The 18,121-nt window shown below is 69.9% G+C and carries 17 protein-coding genes; 11 read left to right on the forward strand and 6 right to left on the reverse strand.

Annotated elements, in window-relative coordinates; all coding sequences use genetic code 11:
* Positions 1-40 precede the first annotated feature (40 nt).
* Both ACE11G_RS06890 and ACE11G_RS06895 read left to right on the forward strand, forming a co-directional pair.
* Complete coding sequence (locus ACE11G_RS06890) at positions 41-1,396, forward strand: peptidase MA family metallohydrolase (RefSeq protein ID WP_346076077.1); 1,356 nt, start codon at positions 41-43, stop codon at positions 1,394-1,396.
* Positions 1,393-2,511 carry a glycosyltransferase family 4 protein gene (locus ACE11G_RS06895; protein WP_346076079.1) on the forward strand — a complete coding sequence of 373 codons (1,119 nt, stop codon included), beginning with the start codon at positions 1,393-1,395 and terminating at the stop codon, positions 2,509-2,511. The genes ACE11G_RS06890 and ACE11G_RS06895 overlap by 4 nt, the downstream gene beginning before the upstream one ends.
* A gap of 130 nt (positions 2,512-2,641) precedes the next feature.
* Here ACE11G_RS06895 and ACE11G_RS06900 read toward each other — a convergent pair whose 3' ends face one another.
* Positions 2,642-4,444, reverse strand: coding sequence for a long-chain fatty acid--CoA ligase (locus tag ACE11G_RS06900; protein ID WP_062366681.1), 1,803 nt, complete (start codon positions 4,442-4,444; stop codon positions 2,642-2,644).
* 130 nt (positions 4,445-4,574) lie between these two features.
* Between ACE11G_RS06900 and ACE11G_RS06905 the strand changes: the two genes are divergently transcribed.
* From ACE11G_RS06905 to ACE11G_RS06930, 6 genes are all read left to right on the forward strand, one after another.
* A complete protein-coding gene (locus ACE11G_RS06905) occupies positions 4,575-4,985 on the forward strand; it encodes a hypothetical protein (protein WP_062366683.1) in 411 nt (136 codons plus the stop codon).
* Between the two features lie 2 nt (positions 4,986-4,987).
* Positions 4,988-5,425 (forward strand): SRPBCC family protein, encoded by a 438-nt coding sequence (locus ACE11G_RS06910; RefSeq protein WP_346076082.1) that lies wholly within the window; start codon positions 4,988-4,990, stop codon positions 5,423-5,425.
* Between the two features lie 20 nt (positions 5,426-5,445).
* Positions 5,446-6,657, forward strand: coding sequence for an ArsA-related P-loop ATPase (locus ACE11G_RS06915; RefSeq protein WP_062366688.1), 1,212 nt, complete (start codon positions 5,446-5,448; stop codon positions 6,655-6,657).
* A 274-nt stretch (positions 6,658-6,931) separates the two neighbouring features.
* Entirely contained in the window at positions 6,932-7,285 is a 354-nt protein-coding gene (locus ACE11G_RS06920; RefSeq protein WP_062366690.1) for a hypothetical protein, read from the forward strand.
* 1 nt (position 7,286) lies between these two features.
* Positions 7,287-8,291, forward strand: coding sequence for an ROK family protein (locus ACE11G_RS06925; protein ID WP_062366692.1), 1,005 nt, complete (start codon positions 7,287-7,289; stop codon positions 8,289-8,291).
* Between the two features lie 74 nt (positions 8,292-8,365).
* Positions 8,366-9,097, forward strand: coding sequence for a 1-acyl-sn-glycerol-3-phosphate acyltransferase (locus tag ACE11G_RS06930; RefSeq protein ID WP_062366694.1), 732 nt, complete (start codon positions 8,366-8,368; stop codon positions 9,095-9,097).
* A 38-nt stretch (positions 9,098-9,135) separates the two neighbouring features.
* Here the strand turns inward: ACE11G_RS06930 and ACE11G_RS06935 are convergent, their stop codons facing one another.
* The gene (locus ACE11G_RS06935) at positions 9,136-10,485 is read right to left on the reverse strand and encodes a glycosyltransferase 87 family protein (RefSeq protein ID WP_062366696.1); all 1,350 of its coding nucleotides are present in this window, start codon (positions 10,483-10,485) and stop codon (positions 9,136-9,138) included.
* A 40-nt stretch (positions 10,486-10,525) separates the two neighbouring features.
* Between ACE11G_RS06935 and ACE11G_RS06940 the strand changes: the two genes are divergently transcribed.
* Positions 10,526-11,026 (forward strand): polyadenylate-specific 3'-exoribonuclease AS, encoded by a 501-nt coding sequence (locus ACE11G_RS06940; protein WP_006895308.1) that lies wholly within the window; start codon positions 10,526-10,528, stop codon positions 11,024-11,026.
* A 70-nt stretch (positions 11,027-11,096) separates the two neighbouring features.
* Positions 11,097-12,491 carry a class II 3-deoxy-7-phosphoheptulonate synthase gene (locus tag ACE11G_RS06945; protein ID WP_006895309.1) on the forward strand — a complete coding sequence of 465 codons (1,395 nt, stop codon included), beginning with the start codon at positions 11,097-11,099 and terminating at the stop codon, positions 12,489-12,491.
* A gap of 39 nt (positions 12,492-12,530) precedes the next feature.
* Here the strand turns inward: ACE11G_RS06945 and ACE11G_RS06950 are convergent, their stop codons facing one another.
* Positions 12,531-13,760: a protein kinase gene (locus ACE11G_RS06950; protein ID WP_062366698.1), complete on the reverse strand. Its 1,230-nt coding sequence runs from the start codon at positions 13,758-13,760 to the stop codon at positions 12,531-12,533.
* A 70-nt stretch (positions 13,761-13,830) separates the two neighbouring features.
* Between ACE11G_RS06950 and ACE11G_RS06955 the strand changes: the two genes are divergently transcribed.
* Positions 13,831-14,196, forward strand: coding sequence for an Rv2175c family DNA-binding protein (locus ACE11G_RS06955; RefSeq protein ID WP_006895311.1), 366 nt, complete (start codon positions 13,831-13,833; stop codon positions 14,194-14,196).
* Positions 14,197-14,208: 12 nt separating this feature from the next.
* On the opposite strand, the gene ACE11G_RS06960 is transcribed toward ACE11G_RS06955, so the two are convergent.
* Genes ACE11G_RS06960 through crtI form a run of 3 tightly spaced genes read right to left on the reverse strand, consistent with a single transcriptional unit; the run spans position 14,209 to position 18,117 of the window.
* Positions 14,209-15,120, reverse strand: a complete 912-nt coding sequence (locus ACE11G_RS06960; protein WP_375003971.1) for a phytoene/squalene synthase family protein — start codon at positions 15,118-15,120, stop codon at positions 14,209-14,211.
* Entirely contained in the window at positions 15,113-16,594 is a 1,482-nt protein-coding gene (locus ACE11G_RS06965; protein WP_278124030.1) for an alpha-(1->6)-mannopyranosyltransferase A, read from the reverse strand. The genes ACE11G_RS06960 and ACE11G_RS06965 overlap by 8 nt, the downstream gene beginning before the upstream one ends.
* On the reverse strand, positions 16,591-18,117 hold the full coding sequence (gene crtI, locus ACE11G_RS06970) for a phytoene desaturase family protein (protein WP_375003972.1): 1,527 nt from the start codon (positions 18,115-18,117) through the stop codon (positions 16,591-16,593). Before crtI ends, ACE11G_RS06965 begins: the two co-directional genes overlap by 4 nt.
* Positions 18,118-18,121 lie beyond the last annotated feature (4 nt).

Raw genomic sequence — 18,121 nt, forward strand, 5'->3', positions numbered from 1 at the left:
CCCCCAGCGTGCCGCGATCGCGGCCACTGTCTTGGCGGCCGTGACTGCCGCGTCGCTCACCGCCTGTGGCTCCGTTGCCGATCACCCATCGGCCTCTTCGTCTCCGACGGTCGCGACGACGCCGCTGAACCCGTTCGAACAGCAGCGCTACGACGGCGTCACCGCCCTGCTCGACCAACTGTCGTCGACGCTGCGCAACGGCGACCGCAGAGGCCTGTCCGAACTCATCGATCCGGCCGCCACCGTCGAGTTCCGGCATCGGCTCGACGCCGTGGCTGCCGATTTCGCATCGGCGCCGGTGGGAAAGCCGCTCAAACTCAAGGAATTCCGCTATCGAGTGGCGCCCCAGACCGGTCCGGAGCACCTTCTCGAACCGGATTTCGAGGCGAAGCTCGAAGCGGCCGGCGCCTCCGACAGTTGGGTGACGCCCGTCGATCTCGACTACGCGCTGGGCGGCGCGTCGTCGCCTGGACTCGACGAACCGACGGTGACCCTCCACCAGAGCCTGACCTTCGCGCGATACGGCGACGACTGGAAAGTCGTCGGCGACGGTGGCCTGGCGCCCGACCCGTCGCAGGCCTCACGCGAGAATCCGAAGGCACCCGAGGTGGGGCCGTGGGCGTTTCCGGGGCTGTCGGCGAACGACGTGCGCACCTCCGGGGGGACCTCGACGGTTCTGTGCTACCGGGGCGCGGAGAAGACCGCGGCTCAGGTCGCCGAAATCCTGCCCGCTGCGGTGGATGAGGTATCGAAGTTCTGGGGCGACGACTGGGTCCGGCGGATCGCGGTGATCTCCACCGCCGACGGCGCTCAGTTCTCCGGACTCACGAGGACCGTTCCGGTCGACACCTCAGCTGCTGCCGCCGCCACCGTGTACACCATGATCGATCGTCAGAATCAGCAGGTGGTGGGACAGCGGATCGTGCTCACGCCCGCCGCCCGTGCCCTGTCGAAGCCGGCGCTCGCCGTCGTGATCCGCCATGAGCTCACGCACGTCGCCTCGCGGCTCAACACCGCCGAGAACGCGCCGCTGTGGCTCACCGAGGGCGTTCCGGAGTACGTGGGCCGCAAGGGCACTTACCGGGACTTCGTCGACGCCGCACCGGAATTGGCCGCTGCCGTGGCCGCCGGCGACGTTCCGAAGGCGCTGCCCTCGGACGGGTCGTTCTCCGTCGACTCGGACGCGGCCCGGATCGCCTATCAGGAGGCGTGGTCGTTTGCGGCCTTCGTCGGCCAGAAGTTCGGCGAGGAGAAGCTCAAGAAGATGTACATCGGTGTCGGCAAGGGCGGAGACACCTCGACCACCGACGACGCGATGAAGGACGCGCTGGGTGCCGACAAGTCGACGGTGGTCGCCGACTGGCAGGCATGGCTGCGCACCCAGGTGCGCCGGTGAGACGAACGCTGCTTGTCACCAACGACTTCCCGCCTCGGCCGGGCGGCATCCAGTCGTACCTGGAGAACCTGATCGCCTTCCTCCCGCCGGAGGACGTCATCGTCTACGCGCCGACGTGGCGGGGCTGCGAGGAGTACGACTGCGCGGCTCCGTACCGGATCGTCCGCCATCCCACGAGCCTGATGCTGCCGACTCCCGGAGTGCTGCGAAGGACCGCGAATCTCGTGCGCGACAACGATGTTCACACAGTCTGGTTCGGCGCGGCGGCTCCGCTCGCGGTCCTCGGGCCCAAGCTCCGGAAGGCCGGGGCTCGGCGGATCGTCGCGAGCACACACGGTCACGAGGTCGGGTGGTCGATGCTGCCCGGCGCCCGCCAGGTACTCCGGTACATCGGCGACCACACCGACGCGATCACCTACGTCAGCCGCTACACCCGCGGCCGGTTCGCGGCGGCCTTCGGCCCGCGGGCATCGCTCGAGTACGTCTCCTGCGGAGTGGACGTCGACCGGTTCGCGCCGGACTCCACGGCGCGGCGCGTGCTGCGGGAGCGCTACGGACTGGGCGACGCACCCACAGTGCTCTGCCTGTCGCGGCTCGTGCCGCGCAAGGGCCAGGACATGCTGATCAGGGCGTGGCCCGCGATCCGTGACGCAATTCCCGACGCGCGGCTGATGATCGTCGGCGGCGGTCCCTACGCCGATGCGCTGCACCGGCTCGCCGAGGAGAACGGCGTGATGGATTCGGTGACCTTCACCGGCGGCGTCCCCGCCGCGGAACTGCCGATGCACCACGCGATGGCCGACGTATTCGCCATGCCGACCCGCACCCGGGGCGGCGGCCTCGACGTGGAAGGCCTCGGCATCGTCTTTCTCGAGGCCTCGGCCAGCGGTGTGCCGGTGGTGGCGGGCGACTCGGGCGGGGCGCCCGAGACGGTGCGCGAGAGCCTGACGGGCACCGTCGTCGACGGCCGTGACCGGGCCGCCGTCGCCGGGGCGATCGTCGAGATCCTCTCCTCACCGCGGCTCGCTGCGGCGATGGGGGAGGCCGGACGCGAATGGGCAGTGGAGAACTGGCAGTGGAAGATGCAGGCCGTGCGCCTCATGCGGCTGCTGTGACGAGCGCCGTCCGGTCCGGCCGACCACGCCGCCCCACGCGCTTGAACTGACGATCCCCGCGAACCCCGTCGGAAGGGGTTCGCGGGGATCGTCATACCGCGTCTCGGTGCCCGCAGGCACGCACCGGCGGCTACTTGCGGTAGATCGCCGCGATCTCCTCGGCCCACTTGTCGGCCACCACGTTGCGCTTCACCTTCAGCGTGGGGGTCAGTTCGCCCGAGTCCTCGCTGAAGTCGGTCGGGAGGATGCGGAACTTCTTGATGGTCTCGGCGTGGGAGACGGTCTCGTTGGCGGCGTCGACGGCCTCCTGGACCTCGGCCAGCAGGTCGGGGTCCTGCGCCAGATCGGCGACGCTGAGGTCGGCGGACTTGCCGTGGCGCTCCTTCCACGCCGGGAAGGCCTCGAGATCGATCGTGATGAGTGCGCCGATGAACGGTTTCTGATCGCCGACCACCACGGCCTGCGACACCAGTGCGCTCGCGCGGATGATGTCCTCCATCGGCGCGGGCGAGACGTTCTTGCCGCCGGCGGTGACGATGATCTCCTTCTTGCGGCCGGTGATGCTCAGGTAGCCGTCCTGGTCGAGCGCTCCGATGTCGCCGGTGTGGAACCAGCCGTCGGTGATCGCGGTAGCGGTGGCCTCGTCGTTGCGCCAATAGCCGGTGAAGACCACCTCGCCGGAGAGCAGGATCTCGCCGTCGTCGGCGATCCGGACGGCGTTGCCCGGGATGGGCCGGCCGACGGTGCCGACCTTCACCTGGCCGGGGGTGTTCACCGTGATCGCGGCGGTGGTCTCGGTGAGGCCGTAGCCCTCGTAGACGGGGATGCCGACGCCGCTGAAGAAGTGTCCGAGGCGCGAACCGAGGGGTGCGCCGCCGGAGATCGCGAGTTCGCAGACCCCGCCGAGCGCGGCGCGCAGCTTGGCGTACACCAGCTTGTCGAACACCGCGTGCTTCGCGCGCAGCAGCAGGCCCACGTCACCGTTCTGGGCGGCCGTCGAATACTGCACGGCGACGTCGGCCGCGAGATCGAATATCTTGCCCTTCCCGCCGTCGTGCGCACTCTGGCGTGCCGAGTTGAACACCTTCTCGAAGACGCGGGGGACCGACAGGATCAGCGACGGCTTGAAGACGGAGAAAGTCGGCAGCAGATTGGGGATGTCGCTGGTGTACCCGACCTCCATGCCCGCCTCGAGCGCGACCAGGTTGATCGCGCGGGCGAGTACGTGTGCCATCGGCAGGAACAGCAGCAGGCGCTTGCCGTCGCCGAGCAGAGCATTCAGCGGGGTCTCCATCACGCCGGCGATCTCGCCGAGCAGGTTGGAGTGGGTCAGCATGCAGCCCTTGGGGCGGCCCGTGGTCCCCGAGGTGTAGATGAGGGTGGCCGGACTGGAGGCCTTGAGCGTCCGACGACGCGCGTGGACCTCCTCGTCTGCCACATCCTTGCCGCGCTCGGTGAGGAGTTCGACGACTCCCGGGCCGTCGGCGACGTCGATCTGGAACACCTGGACCGAGTCGTCCACCGATTCCACCGTGTCGATGACGGCGCGGTGCCCGGCGGTCTCGGCGATGATCGCCGTAGCGCCGGAATCGCGCATGATCCAATCGATCTGGGGACCGGAGGAGGAGTCGTAGACCGGGACGGTGATCGCGCCGGCCGACCAGATGGCGAAGTCCAGGAGAGTCCATTCCAGGCGCGTGGCCGAGACCAACGCGACGCGGTCGCCCGGTTCGATGCCCGATGCGATCAATCCTTTGGCGATCGCCGTGACCTGCGCTCCGGCCTCGGCCGCGGTGACCGGGAGCCACTGCGAGCCGGACTGACGACGGAACACGGTCTTGCCGCTCTGCTTCTCGACGATGTCGAAGAGCACGTCGGACGCGTTCCGCTCCTCGGGGATCTGAAACTTCGCGGGCACGCGGCACTCGGCCATGAAATACACCTTCCGGAACGGAAATTTCTCAGAACGACCTGAATCTCTGAGTGATCTTAGACCCACTCGGAGTGCCGGTTACGCACGAGTCGGGTTTCACCCACGGGGCCGGGTGTGTGAAGCTAGGACGGTGACGAGCATTCAGGTTGCCGACGAGGTCTTCGTCGCTGCGGCGCCGTCGCTCGCCGGTGCGGTGGTGGGCGATCGGGCGCGCTGGCGGCAGTGGTGGCCGGACCTACGGCTGACCGTGGTCGAGGACCGCGGAGACCAGGGCGTGCGGTGGACGGTGGCCGGACCGGTCGAGGGCACCATGGAGATCTGGTGCGAGCCGTGCATGGACGGTTTCATCCTGCACTACTACCTGCACGCCGAGCCGTCGCGCCCACTGCCGGACGGGGCGCGCGAGCGGATGGACGCGGTCGCGGAGCTGAACCGCCGCAGGCGCATCGCGGGCAAGGAGATGTCCTTCCATGTCAAGGCGCTGCTCGAGGGTGACCGCGAGGCCGGGGCGCCCGCGGCGTCTGCCGTCGCGGGGGCGTAGCGATGGCCGACCACACCGAGCAGTCGATCGTCATCAACGCCGACGTGGCGGACGTGATGGCAGTGATCGCCGACTTCGACAACTATCCGCAGTGGGTCACCGCGGCCCGCGAGGTGACCGTTCTGGAACGGGACGAGGAGGGACGGGGCGTTCGGGTGCGATTCGTCCTCGACGCGGGAGTCCTCGCCGACACCTACGAACTCCGATACACGTGGGACGAGGACGGCGACGGTGTCTGCTGGACGCTCGTCTCGAGTGAGCTGCAGCGCGCTCAGGAGGGCAGTTACCGTCTGGCGCAGCAGGTTCCGGGTTCGACCAAGGTGACCTACGCTCTCATGGTGGACCTTCACATCCCGATGATCAGCCAGTTGAAGCGACGCGCGGAGAAGGCGATCACCGAGGCCGCGCTCGGCGACCTGAAGAAGAGGGTCGAAGGCTGATCGATCTAGCGCCCATCGATCTGGTGCTCGGGCCGGGTGGCTCGGGCGTCTCCGTCGTCGCCGCGGCCGCGGCACTGCGGCACACCACGCACCCGCCCGCGGGCGTGCGGCTGGGCGCCGAGCGGGGCACACTGCTCGTCTCTCTCGACTCGCGGTCGTATCTGCCGGAACGTCTCGGCGTTCTTCGGCTCCCCGGGGAACCCGTCGCGGTGACCGCCGACGTCGACCTTCTGCAACTCGACCCGTTGTCCGTGCTGGAGCAGGCGTGGAGCGAGTTCACCGGCGCGCTCACGGCGGTGAGCTCGGGCAAGGCGCTCCTGCCGATAGTCGGTTCGGTGGCGTCGATGGCGCCGGGCGAGCTGTCGGCGCTGCCCGGCGTACAGGAGTTCCTGCTGCTCAGGCGGATTCGCGAAGCCGCGACCGCTGGACGGTGGCGACGCATCGTCGTAGACCTGTCCGGCTGCGGTGATCCGTTCGCCCTGTTGCGGTCGCCGACGGTGCTGTCCGCGGCACTCGAACGGCTGTGGCCGCGGCACGCGCGGCTCGCCGAGGCGGCGGAGAAGCCCGCGGTGGCGCAGTTGTCCGCGGCGGTGGAGGGCATCGACCGCGACTGCCAGGATCTGGCGGATCTGTTCACCGATCCGCACGGGGTGGCGGTCCACGTGGTGGTCGACGCGGGGGACCGCGGAGCGCGTGCGCTCGCAGACCAGATCGCGATCAGCGACCTGATGGCGCTGCCGTTGCGATCGGTGCTGGTCAATGAGGGCGCGGGCGGCGCGGCACAGGTCTGCGCGATCGATACCGCGCGGGCGGTGCTCGGCGGCGACGACACGGTGCAGGTGACGGCCGTGGCCGCCGCGCCGGAGGCGGTCGACCGGCTGTCCCGGATCCGCCGGGTGGTGGTCGATCTGCCGACACCGGGCGGGCGGCCGCGCGGGTCGGGCGCGCTGACCGTCGCGCACGTCTCCGGGGAGGGCCTGGACAGCGTCTTCGAACTGGCGTGGGACCAAGGGCTACCCGACCCCGACCGGCTGGCGCTGGGCAGGTCGGGCGACGATCTGCTGGTGACGGTGTCGGGTTTCCGTTTCCCGGTCCGGCTGCCCTCGGTGCTGCGGCGGTGCCTGGTGACGGGGGCCGACTGGCATGCGGGACGGCTGGTTCTGCGCTTCCGCCCGGACCCGGCCGTCTGGCCGCAGCGGCGCACCCGAACCACTCCGGACGGGGACGGATGACCGGACGAACGATCCCGGCGACGGGCACGACGAGAAGCCGGTGAACGTACACTCGTCGTTGTGAGCGAGGGCATCGACCGGGTGGGATGTGCGGTCTGTCACCACTCCGGTGCCCGGCGCTGGGGATCGGCCGCCGCGCCCGGTAGCGTCAGGTGTCCGCGATGCGCACCCACGTGCCGTCCGACCCCCGCTTGCTGCCCGACCCCCGCTTGCTGCCCGACCACCGTTTGCCCGACCACCGATGTCGGCCCGACCACCGAGGACTCCACCCACGATGACCGACGACCACGACGCCACCGGTTCCGGAGCCGCCGACGCCGGCGACTCCGTGCAGGCGTTGCTGCTCGGTTTCGCGAATCAGATCGACCAGCTCGCCGGTCTGATCGCCGGCACATCCGGGTCGCGAGTCCCGGGTTCCGGGGTTGCGGGATCGGGCATTCCGGAGCTGCTCGGAGACGTCGGCACGATGGTCCGGGAACTCGGCGACCTGCTCGCCCGCATCCTCGCCGCACTGATCGCGGTGCTCGAGGCCGTCGCCGACATGCTGCGCTCGGATCGGTCCGAGCGCGCAGGCACGTCGTCGCGGTTCGAGACGATCTCGGTCAACGTCACGCCGATGGGCAGGTGACGTGACCGCGCGCGCAGGCGACGGGGCGTCGCCCGGTTCGGAACTGACCATCGGCATCGACATCGGCGGCACCAGCGTGAGAGCTTCGGTGGTGGACGCGCGCGGTCGCCAACTCGACACGCTTCGCACGGCCACCCCGCCGACCGCCGAGTCACTCGAGCACTGCCTGCACCGGCTCGTCACCGAACTGCGGGACCGGTGGGCGGTGGCAGCGGTGGGACTGGCGATCGCGGGTTTCCTGACACCCGATCGCCGGACGGTGCGCTTCTCCCCGCATCTGGCCTGGCGCGAGGCTCCGGTACCGGAGACGATGACGCGCAGGCTGGGGTTGCCGGTATTCGCCGAGCACGACGCCAATTCGGCCGCACTCGCCGAGCTGCACTTCGGTGCGGCGGCAGGTGGACACAACACGCTCGTCCTGTCCATCGGCACCGGGATCGGCGCGGGGATGATCATGGACGGGCGGCTCTATCGCGGCAGCTTCGGCGTGGCGCCGGAGTTCGGGCACCTCACCGTGGTTCCGGACGGCCGCTCGTGCAGTTGCGGCAAACGCGGTTGCTGGGAGCGCTACTGCAGCGGGACGGCACTGGTCGACACCGTGCTGGAACTGCTCGCCTCGCACGACTATCCGCGCAGCGTGCTGGCCGCCGAGTCGGAGGCGGACCCGGGCTCGCTCACGGGCAGGCGAGTGGCGGCGGCCGCGGCGGACGGCGACCCCGCGGCACTGGCCGCGTACGAGGACATGGCGCGCTGGCTCGGCTACGGTCTCGGCATGATCGCCGACGTCTTCGATCCGGATCTCATCGTCCTCGCCGGCGGCGTCGGTGCCGCGTCGAGTCTGTTCCTCGACGACGCGCGCGAGCACTATGCGGCGGCGGTCACCGGTAGCGGGCACCGCCGGCTGGCCCGGATCCGCGGTACCCAGCTCGGCGAGGCGGCGGGAACGATCGGTGCGGCCGAGGTGGCACGGCAGGGACTGGCGATGCAGGTGGCGGGCAGTCAGTAGAGTTTCTTCCGATGCGTTCGGGCGCCGGTGCGCCGGTGCAGGTCGGGAATCGAGCAGGAGGGGCAGCAACGTCCATGTGGTACTACCTTTTCAAATACATCTTCATGGGTCCGGCGCTCCGCTTGATGGGACGTCCGCGGATCGAGGGGCTGGAGAACATCCCCAAGGACGGTGCCGCGTTGATCGCGTCCAACCACATGGCGGTGGTCGACAGCTTCTACCTGCCGCTCATGGTGCCGCGGAGGATCTTCTTCCTCGCCAAGAGTGAGTACTTCACGGAGAAGGGCCTCAAGGGGCGCTTCAAGAAGTGGTTCTTCAGCACTTCGGGACAGATCCCGATCGACCGGTCCGGCGCCAGCGCGGCCGCGGACGCGCTTCTGGCGGGCAAGAAGGTGCTCGAGGACGGACGGCTGCTGTGCCTGTACCCGGAGGGCACCCGGTCGCCGGACGGCCGGCTGTACAAGGGAAAGACCGGGCTCGCACGGATCGCTCTGGAGACGGGCACACCGGTGATCCCGATCGCGATGGTCGGGACCGATCGGATCAACCCGCCCGGCACGGTGCTGCCGCGGCCGACCCGCATCGTCGTCCGAGTGGGCGAACCGCTCGACTTCTCGCGGTACGAGGGCATGGCAGGCAACCGCTTCATCGAGCGCGCGGTCACCGACGAGATCATGTACGCGCTGATGCGTCTCGGCGGCCAGCAGTACGTCGACGTGTACGCCGCCAGCCTCAAGAACGCCGACGGCGGCGCCAAGACGGCGGCACCGACGGCGCCGGCCGCGAAACCGGGCGACGCGGCCTGATCCGATTCCGGACCCCGTGACGGTGTCCGCGCCGGCCGTCAAGCGGCCGTGGCGGACACCGTCGTCGTCTCGGGGGCACGGTACGGCAGCCGCCACAGTGCCACCAGGAGCGCCACGCCCCAGAGCGTGAAGGCGTTGCCGACCAGGTGCTGCCATGCAGCCCAGCCGTGCTCGATGGGCGGCAGGAGCTGGAAAGGCCCCACCGCGAAGATCACGACCCCGGTTCCGGCGAGGCCGAAGTACGTGGCACGGTAGCGGCGCTCATCGACGCGCCAGCCGATCGTCAGGCACAGGAGCAGCGCCGGGACGCACCAGACCCAGTGGTGGGCCCAGGTGGTCGGCGAGACGAGCAGTCCCCACACGGCCACGGCGCACGTGATCGCGAGGGCGTCGACGCGGCCGGTCATCGGTCCGCGCGCGAACGCCTCGGCGGGTCGTGCCGCCAGCACCGCCGCCAGCGCGAGGACCGTGGCCGCGACGCTGGTCAGGATCCAGGCGACCTCCGCGGCACTGCCCGCGTCACCGAACACGCGGAGCCACGCGGCGTTCAGATTCTGGTTGATCCGCCCCTCGGGTTGGCCGATCCGGGCGGTGTGGAACAGCGTGTCGGTCCAATACGTGCGGGAGTCGGCCGGCATCCAGATCCAGCCGATCGCCGCCGCGCCGACGAACGCGGCCAGTCCGGTGGCGACGGCGCGGAACCGGCGGGCCACCAGGAACACGCCGAGGAAGACCAGCGGGGTGAGTTTGACCGCCGACGCGATGCCGATCAGGACACCCTGTGCGCGGCGGCCCCCGGCGCGGTGCAGGACGAAGACGTCGATCATGATCATCGCCATCAGCACCACGTTGATCTGACCGAATCCGAGGGTCATCCAGAACGGGTTGAACCAGATGGTCGCGACCGATGCAGCGATCGCGAGCCACCACCGGTTGCCGGGCGAGCCGATGTCGAGCACGGCGAGCGAGAGCTTGGTGACGTAGACCAGCAGCGCGGCGGTGACCAGTGAGATCCCGATGCTCGCGACGGCGAGCGGGATCGCACCCAACGGGGTGAACAGCAGCGCCGCGAACGGCGGGTACGTGAACGGCAGCCAGATGCCGTCGGCGGTGAAGGGCATCGAACCGTCGGCGTACAGACTCAGGCCCTGATGCCAGATCTGGCCGCCGATGCGGTACACGTCCATGTCGAACCGGGTTCGGGTGCCGAAACTGGATGTGAAGGGCACGCCCAGGATCTGCAGGGCGGCCGAGAGTGCGAATGCGGCGACGATCGCCGCCCTCGCGGCTGGTCCGGGCGACCGCCGGGTGAGCCGCTCGGCGAGCCGTTGACCCCGGAGCGCTCCGCCCTCGTCGCGGGGCTGCGTCTGACCGCTTGCAGTGGGCATGAAAGCCAGTATTCCTGTCCGGCATGGATAATCAGAAGTCGTGCGCTACTTCTACGACACCGAGTTCATCGAAGACGGAACCACCATCGAGCTGGTGTCGATCGGGGTGGTCGGCGAGGACGGCCGCGAGTTCTACGCCGTCTCGACCGAATTCGATCCGGCGCGGGCGGGTGACTGGGTACGCACCAACGTCCTCGACAAGCTGCCGTCCCCGGCCGACAAGGCGTGGCGGAGTCGCCGAGCGATCCGCGAGAGCCTCTACGAGTTCCTCACCGCCCCTGGCGACGGCGTCGAACTGTGGGCGTGGGTCGGCGCGTACGACCACGTGGTGGTGTGTCAGCTGTGGGGGTCGATGACCGAGCTGCCGCGGGAGATGCCGCGCTTCACCCGGGAACTCCGACAGCACTGGGAGGCCGCGGGCCGTCCGGAACTGCCTCCGGCTCCGCGCAACGCACACGATGCGCTCGCCGACGCGCGGCACAACCTCGTCAAGTGGCGCGCCATCGAAGCGGCCGTCGGCGGCGGCGCCGGCGTGAACTGACGGCCGAGAACCGACGGCACTGTCGGAGGTGACCGACGCGACGTCCGGTTCGTCACGATAGGCTGGAGCGGTGGTGAACTGGACCGTAGACGTGCCCATCGACGAGCTTCCCGAACTGCCGCCCCTGCCGGGACGTCTCGCCGAGCAATTCGACGACATGCTGGCGCGCCCGGCTCTGCAGCAGCCGAGCTGGCCCGAAGAGGAGGCGCACAAGATGCGCACCGTCCTCGAGAGCGTCCCGCCGATCTGCATGCCGTCCGAGGTGGAGGTGCTCGCCGACCAACTCGCCGAGGTGGCCCACGGTCGCGCGTTCATGCTCCAGGGCGGAGACTGCGCCGAGACCTTCGCGGCCAACACCGAGCCGCACATCAAGGGCAACATCCGCACCCTGCTTCAGATGGCCGTGGTGCTCACCTACGGCGCGAGCATGCCGGTGGTGAAGGTCGCCCGCATCGCGGGGCAGTACGCGAAGCCGCGTTCGTCCGACACCGATGCGCTCGGGCTGCTCTCGTACCGAGGCGACATGGTCAACGCGCTGGAGGCCGACGAGGCCGCGCGCGTGCACGATCCCTCGCGTCTGGTGCGCGCGTACGCGAACGCCGCCGCGGCGATGAACCTGGTGCGGTCGCTGACCGGGTCGGAGGCCCGCCTGGCGCACGTTCACAACTGGAACCGCGAGTTCGTCCGCACATCGCCGGCCGGTGCGCGGTACGAGGCGCTCGCCGCGGAGATCGATCGCGGGCTGCGATTCATGGACGCCTGCGGCGTCACCGACTCGAGCCTCGAGTCGGCGTCGATCTTCGCCTCGCACGAAGCTCTGGTGATGGACTACGAGCGCGCCATGCTGCGGCTCGCCGACAACCCGCGCGGCGGCGACGAGCAGACTCTGTACGACCTGTCGGCGCACTTCCTGTGGATCGGCGAACGCACCCGGCAGCTCGACGGCGCTCACATCGCGCTGGCCAAGCTGATCAGCAATCCGATAGGCGTCAAGATCGGCCCCACCACGACGCCCGAGCTGGCGGTCGAATACGTGGAGGCACTCGACCCCGACAACCGTCCCGGCCGGCTGACGCTGGTGTCGCGGATGGGTAACGGCAAGGTCCGCGAGGTCCTGCCCGCGATCGTGCAGGCCGTCGAGGCGACCGGACACAAGGTGATCTGGCAGTGCGATCCGATGCACGGCAACACCCACACCGCGTCCACCGGTTTCAAGACCCGCCACTTCGACCGCGTGGTCGACGAGGTGCAGGGCTTCTTCGAGGTGCATCGTGCGCTGGGCAGTCACCCCGGGGGCATTCACATCGAGCTGACCGGTGAGGATGTGACCGAGTGCCTCGGTGGCGCACAGGACATCTCCGACCTCGATCTCGAAGGCCGTTACGAGACGGCGTGCGATCCGCGCCTCAACACCCAGCAGTCGCTGGAACTGGCTTTCCTCGTGGCGGAGATGCTGCGCGGCTGAGGGGAGCCTGCGCGGCTGAGGAGACCGACGGCGCCCGGTTCAGGCGAGCGAGGCGCCCACGGCCCACCCCGCAGCTGCGAGCACGACGGCGACGATCGTGATGATCGTCAACCACACGGCCGCCAGTGCGCGTCCGCGCGAGGTGGCCGCGGGATCGGCTTCGTCGATCACGTCGACCTCGTCGGAGTCCGGCTCCCAGTCGGCCCGGTCGGCCCACTCCGGCTCGTCGTCCGCCCAGCGTCGCTCGTCGGGTCCGTCCCAGGCGTCGTCGTCCCAACGATCAGACGGGGGGAGCGGCTCGGGATCGTATGCGGTGACCGGTCGCGGATCGGGCGCCTGCGCCGACACGGCCCGCACCGGGCGGGCGATGGCGGAGGTGACCCGCGCCGAGGCCCGGCTCGGAGCCGGGACGGTGAAGGCGGGCAGGTCGAGTTCATCGGCGGCGTCGAGCAACGCGTGCTGCATGGCGAATCCGTCGCGGAAGCGATCGGTGCGGTCACGCTCGGTGGCTCGCAGGACGATCTCGTCGATCTGCGGCGGGACGCCTTCGATCAGGTCGCCGGGGGCGGGGACGTCGTAGGTGAGCCGCTGATAGGCCAGCGCGAGCGGAGTGCTGCCGCTGAAGGGCTGCCGTCCGGTCAGTAGTTCGAACAGCATCACTCCGGCCGAGTACACGTCGCTGCGCGCGTCGACGTCGGTGGAGTTGACCTGCTCGGGGGACAGGTACGCGGCGGTCCCCAGAATCACGCTCGCCGACGTGACGCCGGCTTCGGCGACCGCGCGGACCAGACCGAAGTCGGCCACTTTGATGTCGCCGTTGTCGGAGACGAGGACGTTCTCGGGCTTCACGTCCCGGTGCACCAGCCCCGCGCGGTGCGCGGTGCCCAGGCCGCCGAGCATCGGGATCGCGACGGACGCCACCGCGTGCGGCGGCATCGGCCCGCGTTCGCGGAGCAGTTCGCGGACGCTGCCCCCGCGCACGAGCTCCATGACGAGGAACGCGACCTCACCGTCGATGCTCTGGTCGTAGACCGCGACGAGGCCGGGGTGGCTCAGACCGGCGACGGCGCGGGCCTCGAACTCGAACCGGCGCAGGAACTGGGGGTCGCCCACGTAACGCGCATCCATCACCTTCACTGCGACGCGCCGACCCAGACGCAGGTCGGTTCCCACATACACCGAGGACATCCCGCCGCGAGCGATCGGCGCGTCGATCCGGTATCTGCGCTCCAGCACTCGGCCGATGAGCGGGTCGCCAGGGGTGGTCACGGTGTTCGAATCTACCCGCCGCGCCGACGACCTCGTATGTGCCGCGCAGGACACCGGTAGGCTTTGCCCCGTGGGTTCTCTTCCGCTTTCGATCGACATCCTTCCCGACGACGTTCCAGTTCTCGACCTGGACCAGGCCGCCAAGCGGCTGGGGGTCTCGTCCAACCGGCTCCGCACACTCATCCGCGACCACAACCTGCTCGCGGCCTCGCGCGGAGGGGTACCCGTGATTCCGGAGGCCTTCTTCGGGTCCGACGGCCTCGCGAAGCACTTCGAGGGGCTGGTCCGGATCCTGCTCGACGGCGGTTACACGCGCGACGAGGCGATGCGCTGGCTGTTCACCGAGCAGGACGACCTGGGGCTGCGCCCGGCCGATGCGCTGCACACTCATTCGGCGCGCGAGGTGATCCGGCGCGCACAGGCTCAGGCCTTCTGACGGCGCAGCCGGTCAGCCGAGAGCCGGGCGGCCGGCCACGGCGGTGACGGCATGGCCGAGCCTGCGGTGGACCGGTACGACGGCCCGCGCGGCGAACACGTCGTGACCGCGGTCTTCGATGGCGGTGAGAATCGCGCTGTACGACCGCGCGGCCGCGCAGATCGCGGGGCGCGACCGTCGGGGCAGTGAGGCGATGGCGGGCAGCGTCCGCCGGTACTGGTCGCGATTGACGGCGATCAGATGCGCCGTCGCCCGCCGCATCCGGGGGCCGGCCGTGCCCGCGGCGGCGTCGTGACGCAGCTCCTGCTCGTCGACCCCGAAGGCGCCGAGGTGGTCGAGGGGCAGGTAGATCCGATTCCGGTTCAGATCTTCGCCGACGTCACGGAGGAAGTTCGTGAGCTGGAACGCTTCGCCCAGCAGGGCTGCACCCCGGGCGGTGTCCGGATCGGGAGCCGCGCCCAGGATCGGCAGCAGTTGCAGGCCGATCACCGCGGCCGAGCCGTAGGTGTACTCGGCCAGGGCGTCGAGCGTCGCGTAGCGGTTCCGGAACAGGGGGTCGCCGGGCAGGTCCATTCGCATCGATCGGCCGAACGCCTCGAAGGTGTCGGCAGGGATCGCGAACCGGTCGACCGACTCGGCGAGCGCAGCGAGCATGTCGGCCTCGTCCCGGCTCAGACCAGCCGGCACCGGCGCCCCCGCGAGTGCGGCGGCCAGGCCGTTCTCGAGGGCGTCGAGCCGCGCCGATCGCGGCTGCGACCCACCGGCACCGTCGACGACGTCGTCGACGGTGCGTGCATAGCCGTACAACGCGAACACCGCGCGCCGGCCGTCCACCGGCAGCAGACGCGAGGCCAGGAAGTAGGTGCGGCCGGCCGCGCGCGTGAGCGACTCGGCGAGGCGGTACCCGCGGTCGGCGTCAGCCATGGATCAGCAGGGAACCGAGCCCCCGCAGTCTGAGCGGGTCGCGGCGGCGCAGCGAGACGGCCGCGAGAACGGCGAAGGCCAGCGCCATCAGAGTTTCGAGCGGCTTGTAGAACAGGATCGAGTCGTCCGGCTGGAAGACGATGAGATAGAAGGTGCTGACTCCGACGACCACCTGCCGCACCCACATCGGGAGGGTGAATGCGACGGCCAGGCAGGCGACCCACGTGTAGTACCAGGGCAGGGTCGACGGTTCGAGCAGTAGCAGAGCGAGCATCGCCCATGCCATGCCGGCCATCGCGGACCGCTCATCGCGACGCGACCGCCACCAGAGGTACACGAGGATCAGCGCGAGAGCGACGCTGCCGATGGCCCGCGTCACCACCAGGACCGCCTGGAGGTTGAGCGTCGCGAAGGGAGCCGCGGCGTAGGTGACGATGTGCCCGATGAAGATCGGGACGGTGAACGGGTTGATGATCCGAGAGGCGTACGACAGGCCGTTCATCCATCCGAGGCCGAGGCCGAGGATCACCGTGAAGGCACCGAACACCGCGGCGGGGATCGCGCCCGTCGCGACGAAGATCGCGACACGGTCGCGCCAGGCGATGAGCGGAGTCGGTGCCGCGGGATCGGCCGCGCGCCGCTTGCGCAGGTGGTCGAGCCAGATCCACATGACGAACGGAATCGCGATTCCCGCGGTGACCTTCACCGAGATCGCCAGGCCCAGGACCGCGAGACCCGCGACGTGCCTGCCCTCCAGCGCCAGGGCCACGCCTGCGGCCAGGAAGCCCATCATCAGCAGTTCGAGGTGTGGGCCCCCGACCAGATGGATCAGCAGCATCGGGTTCACCAGGACCAGCCAGAGCCCGAGTCGCCGGCTCGCACCGAAGTGCGCGGCGATCCGGGGCACCGCCCACATCGTCAGGAGCAGTCCGGGCAGCAGGGCGACGCGAATGGCGAACACGCCGGCGAAGACGTTGTCGCCGGTGATCCCGACGATGCCGCGCAGCAGGAGCATGAACCCGGGACTGTAGGGCGAGGTCGTGGGAGCCCAGATCTGCGCCATCGAATCGACGATCGGTCCGGGACGGTGTGCGGGTCCGTCGGTGTAGGGATCGAATCCGTGCATCAGCACCGACGCCTGACCGAGGTAGGCGTACACGTCGCGGCTGAAGGTGGGTACCGCGAACATCAGCGGCGCGGTCCAGGCGCCGACGGTGGCCATCGTGGCGCGCAGGCTCATCCGCTCGGGGCTCCGGCCGATTCGCACCCAGGCGATGACCATCAGCGCGATCCCCGTCCAGAACGCGAAGCCGGACAGCGTCTTCCCGTGGCCGTACGTCATCGGCGCCAGGCCGAGATCGGCGAGCGTCGCGTCGTTGCGAGGAACGTCGGAGAGACCGTAGCTTCCCGCGACCACCAGCAGCACACCGAGGAACCCGAGACAGGCGTCGGGATAGCGCTTCAGGAGATTCACGACCGCCCCCCGTGTCCGTTCCGGCCACGCAGGTAGTCGTCGATCCGCGCCGCGGCGAGGCCGCCGGACACGAGCACGGGCGGGATGCCGACTCCGGGCACGGTCGCGCTGCCGCCCAGAGCCAGGTTCGGCACACCCCGCCAGCGGTTGGGCGTGCGCAGCGGGCCGGTCTGCGCGACGGTGTGAGCCGCGGAGAACGGCGTCCCCGCGGGCAGACCCGATCGCAGCCAGGTCAGCGGGTGGTCGATCCGGAGCACGGTCATCGAGGACAGACCCGGGTAGCCGCGGGACTCCAGGACGCCGAGGAACTCGGCGGTGTACGGCTCGGCGAGCACATCCCACGGCAGATCGGCCGAGACCAGATTCGGTGTCGGCGCGAGAACCGACACCGACTCGGATCCGTCGGCCACGAATGTCTCCGGATCGGTGGCCGCAGACCGGGTGATCAGGAACGATCCGTCGCCCATCAGTCGGCCCGGGCGAGCGGTGAGGTCGGCGAAGGTGTCGGTCCACGCGGCGCCGAAGTCGAGAGTGTGATTGCCGGACCGCCAGCCCGCGGTGGTCCCGGCCGGCAGCACGCCGTGCACCACCACGGCGCTCGGCGAGTAGCGCAGAGTCCGCAGGCGGCGCTCGTCGTGCAACAGTTCGGCGACCGCGTCGCGTTCGAGTGTCGCGACCACCGCGTCGGCGGCGAGCCGCTGGTCGCCGACGAGCACACCCGAGGCGGAGCCGTCGGTCCGGCGCAGAATCCGGTCGACGCGTGCTCCGTACTCGATCCGCACGCCGGCGTCGGCCAGTGCGCGCTCGAGGACCCGGCCGATGCGGCCCATGCCGCCCGCGGGAGCACAGAGGCCGCGGCCGATGTCCATATCCGCAATGATGGCGTAGATCGCCCGCGCGCGGTGGGGCGGAACGCCGGCGTAGAGCGCCTGGAAGGTGAACGCCCGCTGAACCCTGGGGTCGGAGACGAAGCGACCCACGGCGGCGGTGAGGCCGCCGAGCGCGCCGAGCCGGACCAGGTTCGCGGCGGCGGCGCGCGTGCGCGGTCCGGTCAGGTCGGCCAGGCCGTCGTAGTTGCGGTCGATGAAGACGTCGAACTCGGCATCGTAGACGCGGCGCAGCCAGGTCAGCAGGTCGCGAGTACCGTCGGCGGCCTCGGTCCCGAACACCTGCTCGACGGCGGCGGGGATGGCCGCGGGCTCGCGCGGTATCGCCAGCGACGAGCCGTCGGCGTAGTTCATGACGTAACTCGGGTCCACCGGGCGCAGGGCCAGCCGCTCCAGGGCCTGCTCGCGGTCGACGCCGACGGCGGTGAGTGCGTCGACGATCAACTCGGGCATGGTGAGAACCGTTGCACCCGTGTCGAATCGGTGACCCGAGATGGTCTCGGTGCGCACCAGGCCGCCGGGGGAGTCGGTGGCCTCCAAGACTGTCACCTCGTGTCCGCGGGCGCGCAGGTGGGCCGCGGCGGTCAATCCTGACAGCCCCGCTCCGATGACGACGACGTGCGAATCAGCGGTCATGGCC

This window comes from Gordonia sp. PS3, assembly GCF_041950545.1.
Taxonomy (GTDB): domain Bacteria; phylum Actinomycetota; class Actinomycetes; order Mycobacteriales; family Mycobacteriaceae; genus Gordonia; species Gordonia sihwensis.

Bases quoted from the DNA above. Each gene is read 5' to 3' on its own strand.
- ACE11G_RS06900 (WP_062366681.1), bottom strand. From the start codon at position 4,444: ATGGCCGAGTGCCGCGTGCCCGCGAAGTTTCAGATCCCCGAGGAGCGG.
- ACE11G_RS06910 (WP_346076082.1), top strand. From the start codon at position 4,988: ATGGCCGACCACACCGAGCAGTCGATCGTCATCAACGCCGACGTGGCG.
- ACE11G_RS06920 (WP_062366690.1), top strand. From the start codon at position 6,932: ATGACCGACGACCACGACGCCACCGGTTCCGGAGCCGCCGACGCCGGC.
- ACE11G_RS06930 (WP_062366694.1), top strand. From the start codon at position 8,366: ATGTGGTACTACCTTTTCAAATACATCTTCATGGGTCCGGCGCTCCGC.
- ACE11G_RS06935 (WP_062366696.1), bottom strand. From the start codon at position 10,485: ATGCCCACTGCAAGCGGTCAGACGCAGCCCCGCGACGAGGGCGGAGCG.
- ACE11G_RS06960 (WP_375003971.1), bottom strand. From the start codon at position 15,120: ATGGCTGACGCCGACCGCGGGTACCGCCTCGCCGAGTCGCTCACGCGC.
- crtI (WP_375003972.1), bottom strand. From the start codon at position 18,117: ATGACCGCTGATTCGCACGTCGTCGTCATCGGAGCGGGGCTGTCAGGA.